The following is a 4,771-nucleotide window of genomic DNA, read 5'->3' as shown; positions in this document are numbered from 1 at the left end:
TGTTCTGGTGTGGGGTAAAATCGAAACGAGTAGGCTTTTTCCATGTCTCACATTTTAGCATATATTTGGTAAATGCGCTAGTATTTAACGGTAAAGCCGTCGTAGAACGACGGGGTTTCAGACCCAAAATTTTCGATGATCTAATCCTACCGGGCTGTACTAGGCAGTTTATGGCAATGAGTAAGAAAGTCAGCATAACCTTAGACGACGAAGTTTTGGACTTTGTAGATCGACTAGCAAGCAATCGTAGCCGCTTTATCAATGATGTTCTCTGGCAAGAGAAGAGAAGGATTTTTATGAAAGAGCTAGAAGATGCTTATAAAGATCAGGCAAATGATCCAGAGAGCCAAGAAGAAATTTCTGTCTGGGATATTGCAGTGGGCGATGGTCTAAATGCCTAATGGAAGACTAACCTATAAGCGAGGAGAGATATGGTGGGTCGATCTGAAACCCGTTGTTGGTCATGAAACCGATAAAGAAAGCCCTTGCCTGATTTTACAAAACGATATGGGCAATCAAAATGGAACAACGACAATAGTTGCTCCATTGTTGCTTGGGAAAAAGACTTATCCTTTTGTTGTGAATATTACACCGACAGTGCAGAATGGACTAGACGGAGATCGACACATCAACTGAAGTCAAATGAGGGCTGTAGATTCTCAGAGAATTAAGAATCAACAGGGTGTTTTAGAAGACGTTTATTGGGAAGAAATAGAGAAAGCAGTCTGTATTGAACTCGGTTTCAGTTTAGCTTTTAAGTCTTCATAGCGCGATGCCGAAGGCACTGCGTAGCAGTACGCCGCTCTTGTGGGCCCAGTTGAGGAATGTTAGCGAAGATTGCCAATGTTTAGGTTAAAATAGAGGGGCAAAAGTTGCAACAGGGTCACGCCAAGGAAAGTGCGACCCCATCTTGCTCCCAAAAATGAGCGCAGGATGAGTCCCATTAGAGGAAACTTTGCCCTTGTCAGTGCGTCTTTAGCCTCTAAGCAAACAAGTGTCACGCTTGCGATAGAATAGATCGGACTTAGCCTAAATGGGGTCAGCGAAAGAATGTGCGGAATTGTTGGCTATATCGGAACCCAAACAGCGATCGATATTCTCCTAGCTGGTTTGGAACGTTTAGAATATCGGGGTTATGATTCGGCAGGAATTGCCACAATTCTCGAAGGTGAATTACATCGAGTCCGCGCCCAGGGAAAACTCTACAATCTGCGGGAAAAATTAGAACAGGAAGTTAATCCCTCCCAAATTGGCATCGGTCACACCCGTTGGGCAACCCACGGCAAACCCGTAGAAAGTAATGCCCATCCCCACACCGATAATAGTCAACGGGTGGCAGTGGTACAGAATGGCATTGTCGAAAATTTTCAGGTATTAAGAACAGAATTAAAGGAGAAAGGCTGTATATTTGACTCGGAAACCGACACAGAAGTTATTCCCCATCTAATCGCCAGTTATCTACCCAAACCTACCGATGAAGAATACTTGGGGGTGAGTCCTTTCCTCAAGGCAGTTTTAAGGGCAATTGAACGTTTAGAGGGTGCTTTTGCCCTAGCGGTGATTAGTCCCGATTATCCCGATGAATTGATTGTCGTGCGGCAACACGCCCCTTTAATCATCGGTTTCGGTCAAGGGGAGTTTTTCTGTGCCTCCGATGTCAGTGCTTTGGTTCCCCATACCCGGGCAGTGCTGTCCCTGGATAATGGCGAAATCGCTCGGTTAACACCCTTGGGAGTAGAAATTTATAATTTTGAGGGCAAAAGAGTCCGTAAAAGCCCCAGAGTCCTCGATTGGAGTCCGACGACCGTAGAAAAACAGGGTTATCGTCACTTCATGCTCAAGGAAATCTACGAACAACCCGGAGTGGTGCGCGACTGTTTAGGGACTTATCTGCATCCCCATTGGACAGCACAAAATGAGGATAATGTCAACCCGATAAATATTAATTTTTCTGAAGAAATTTACGATAATTTAGAACATATTCAGATTTTAGCCTGTGGAACCAGTTGGCACGCTAGTTTAGTCGGTAAATACTTGCTCGAGCAGTTGGCGGGTATTCCAACAAGGGTACAGTACGCCTCGGAATTTCGCTATGCACCCACGCCCCTGATGCCCAATACTTTAACTATCGGGGTGACGCAATCGGGGGAAACAGCCGACACTTTAGCGGCTTTGGAAACGGAAAAACAGCGTCGTTTAGGATTAGAAAAAAAATATCAAGCCCGGATTATCGGTATTACTAATCGCCCCGAAAGTACCCTAGCACAAATGGTCGATCAGATTATTAATACCCAAGCGGGGATCGAGATCGGGGTGGCGGCAACTAAGAGTTTTACGGCACAATTATTGGGTTTTTATCTCTTAGCTTTGGATTTATCCTATCGTCGTCAAACTTTGTCTTTAGAGAGAATCGAGCAAATTATTAATCAAATGAGATCGCTGCCAAGATTGATCGAAACTGTCTTAGAAACACAGGAAAAAGCGATCGAAGAATTGGCCCATGAATTTAATGACACCCAAGACTTTATTTTCTTGGGACGGGGGATTAATTTCCCCATTGCCTTAGAAGGAGCCTTAAAACTCAAAGAAATCAGTTATATTCATGCGGAAGGCTATCCAGCCGGAGAAATGAAACACGGACCAATCGCGCTTTTAGATGCAAAGGTTCCCGTAGTAGCGATTGCGATGCCGGGGATAGTTTATGATAAGGTTCTCTCCAATGCACAGGAAGCAAAAGCAAGGGATGCGCGATTATTGGGAGTAGTTGCCGACAGCGATAGGGAAGCGCCAAAAGTCTTTAATGATTTGTTGTATGTGCCGGAAATTGAAGAATTATTATCGCCAATTCTCACAGTAATTCCCCTACAATTGCTCTCCTATCATATCGCAGCCCGTCGCGGTTTAGATGTGGATCAGCCGCGCAATTTAGCCAAAAGTGTCACGGTGGAGTAAAGTTCCTTCGGTTGAAAGTGTGGTTCACAGGTCTATCTAAATTGGAGCAAGAGGACTCCCTTTACACCGCGAAGCGGTTGATGGCGAGAGTGTCATCCCTTCGGTAAAACCGAGGGTCTTTACCCCGACATCTGTGATAAAATCAAGAGGCCGACTGACATCTGAGAAGCGATAGCAACCATGACGGGTGTGGACTTACAGCAATTATTACTAGAAAAATGGGGTCGTTCCTACGATATCCAGCTGCGACGCATCAAAGATAAGGTTCATGTCCAGGTAATGTGGAAATATCTCGAACAAGCTTCTTTTCCCCTCTCCGAGTCTGAATATCTGGAACATCTCAATGCGATCGCCAATTATCTCCACGAATGGGGTGGTTTTAGTCAATTTCAAGCTTTTATCCGCGAAACCCGCGAGCGTCCCCGTCTCGGTAAAGCGGTTAGTCTGGCCTTAGATTTAGGTGAAAGAGCATCGGAATGGCTGATCAGTGATCAGTGATCAATTATCAGTGACCAGTGGGATTGTTAACTGAACAGTATACTGCATTTAAATTGCGTCCCCAGTCCCCCATCCCCTTCTCTAGACACAAAAAAAAGGCGTTAAGTTTAACCTTAACGCTTGCCTTTAATCTAATGACAGTGACTAGCTCTTGCGACGAGCGAAAGCACCAGCACCGGCAACGGCTAAGATACCCAGGATAGCAGAGGGTTCGGGAACGTTAACAGCAAAACCGGATTTTTGGAGAGATAAAGCATAGCTTTCGGAAACCTGACCAACACTATCAACGCTTCTGGTGAAGGTGATGTTGTAAGTTCCGATAAGATCGGGATAACCATTAGGCTCATCAAAAAGCATATTGCCCATTACACCGTAACTTGTCGTACTACCACCACCACCAGATACAAAGGTACCGTAAGCCGTGCTGCTAGTGATATTACCGATCACAGTGCCAGCTCCTGGACCGACGGGATAGGCAGTGTTCACAGCTACGCTAATAAAATTAGATAGAGAAGAGGGAGCAGTAAACATGGACATCGTACCACTACCAGTGCCAGTTAATGGAAAAGTGGCAGGAATAGAAGTAATGTCAGCAATTGTCACACCGGTAAATTGACCCGTAGCACTGTTTACTGCGGTGACGTTTAAGGGCTTAAGCATTGGGTTAATAGTTCCCCACTGGTCGATTTGTGCACCCCCAGTGATGGATAAAGTACCGGCGAGCACCGTCGCTGCTTGGGCAGCACCGCCGAAGCCGAAAGCGGCAACGCTGCCAGCGATAGCAAGAGCGCCAGTGGTTAGTTGTCTAGAGATGTTGGTGATCATTTTAAGTGGTTTGTTACTTTTTGTTAGGGTAGTAATGCGGAGACCTCCGTACTCTAGTATAGTTATAACCTCTGCCAGATGGAATGTCAAGTCCATGGGATGAAAAGTCAAACAAAACCTCCTAAAGATTTGCTAAAAACCGATAAATGCAACTTTTATCATAGAAAATGATTAAATCCTCATAGGTTTGGATTGTGCTGCTTTCTTCTTCCTTGTCCACTTTCCCTCCTTGTCTCCCTTGTCTCACTCGATTATCGAAAATTTGGGTTAAAACCCCGTCCTTTGAGGACGGCTTTAAGCTACAATGGAAAAAGCGATAACCAAGCTAAAAACTGAACCTTGACCACAGATAGTAAGGGGTTTCGTTCAGAAAAGACTTCAAATTCGGCCTTGAACGAGTAAAACTTTCTAGGAAATAAGGTGGAACATGAGATTTTTTCGACTTGTTCAAAGTGGCCGTCCGGCATTCGGACACTGAAAACGGACGGGTCGAAAG

Annotated in this window: 5 protein-coding genes and 1 pseudogene; 4 read left to right on the top strand and 2 right to left on the bottom strand. The window is 45.0% G+C overall.

Features of this window, described 5'->3' with window-relative positions; genetic code table 11:
• The 4 genes and pseudogenes from mazE to IM479_RS12860 form a co-directional block, all read left to right on the top strand.
• On the top strand, positions 1–401 hold a 401-nt coding region (mazE, locus tag IM479_RS23065; RefSeq protein WP_502845725.1), incomplete at its 5' end, for a type II toxin-antitoxin system MazE family antitoxin.
• Positions 394–768, top strand: a pseudogene (locus IM479_RS22685) (type II toxin-antitoxin system PemK/MazF family toxin). The gene mazE and the pseudogene IM479_RS22685, both read left to right, overlap by 8 nt.
• A 282-nt stretch (positions 769–1,050) precedes the next feature.
• A complete protein-coding gene (gene glmS, locus IM479_RS12865) occupies positions 1,051–2,952 on the top strand; it encodes a glutamine--fructose-6-phosphate transaminase (isomerizing) (RefSeq protein WP_287685408.1) in 1,902 nt (633 codons plus the stop codon).
• A 180-nt stretch (positions 2,953–3,132) separates the two neighbouring features.
• Positions 3,133–3,450 (top strand): DUF3067 family protein, encoded by a 318-nt coding sequence (locus IM479_RS12860; protein WP_002756874.1) that lies wholly within the window; start codon positions 3,133–3,135, stop codon positions 3,448–3,450.
• Between the two features lie 144 nt (positions 3,451–3,594).
• Here IM479_RS12860 and IM479_RS12855 read toward each other — a convergent pair whose 3' ends face one another.
• Positions 3,595–4,275 carry a PEP-CTERM sorting domain-containing protein gene (locus IM479_RS12855; protein ID WP_287685407.1) on the bottom strand — a complete coding sequence of 227 codons (681 nt, stop codon included), beginning with the start codon at positions 4,273–4,275 and terminating at the stop codon, positions 3,595–3,597.
• Between the two features lie 299 nt (positions 4,276–4,574).
• The coding region (locus tag IM479_RS12850) for a hypothetical protein (RefSeq protein WP_287685405.1) at positions 4,575–4,771 on the bottom strand (197 nt) is incomplete at its 5' end.

It is taken from the genome of Microcystis sp. M165S2 (genome assembly GCF_020245885.1).
Classification (GTDB): Bacteria; Cyanobacteriota; Cyanobacteriia; order Cyanobacteriales; family Microcystaceae; genus Microcystis.
The sequence above is the reverse complement of the archived record's forward strand: the minus strand, read 5'-3'. Positions and strand labels throughout refer to the sequence as shown.

Excerpts from the sequence above, each read along its gene's own strand:
- IM479_RS12860 (WP_002756874.1), top strand. The coding sequence starts at position 3,133 with ATGACGGGTGTGGACTTACAGCAATTATTACTAGAAAAATGGGGTCGT.
- IM479_RS12855 (WP_287685407.1), bottom strand. The coding sequence starts at position 4,275 with ATGATCACCAACATCTCTAGACAACTAACCACTGGCGCTCTTGCTATC.
- glmS (WP_287685408.1), top strand. The coding sequence starts at position 1,051 with ATGTGCGGAATTGTTGGCTATATCGGAACCCAAACAGCGATCGATATT.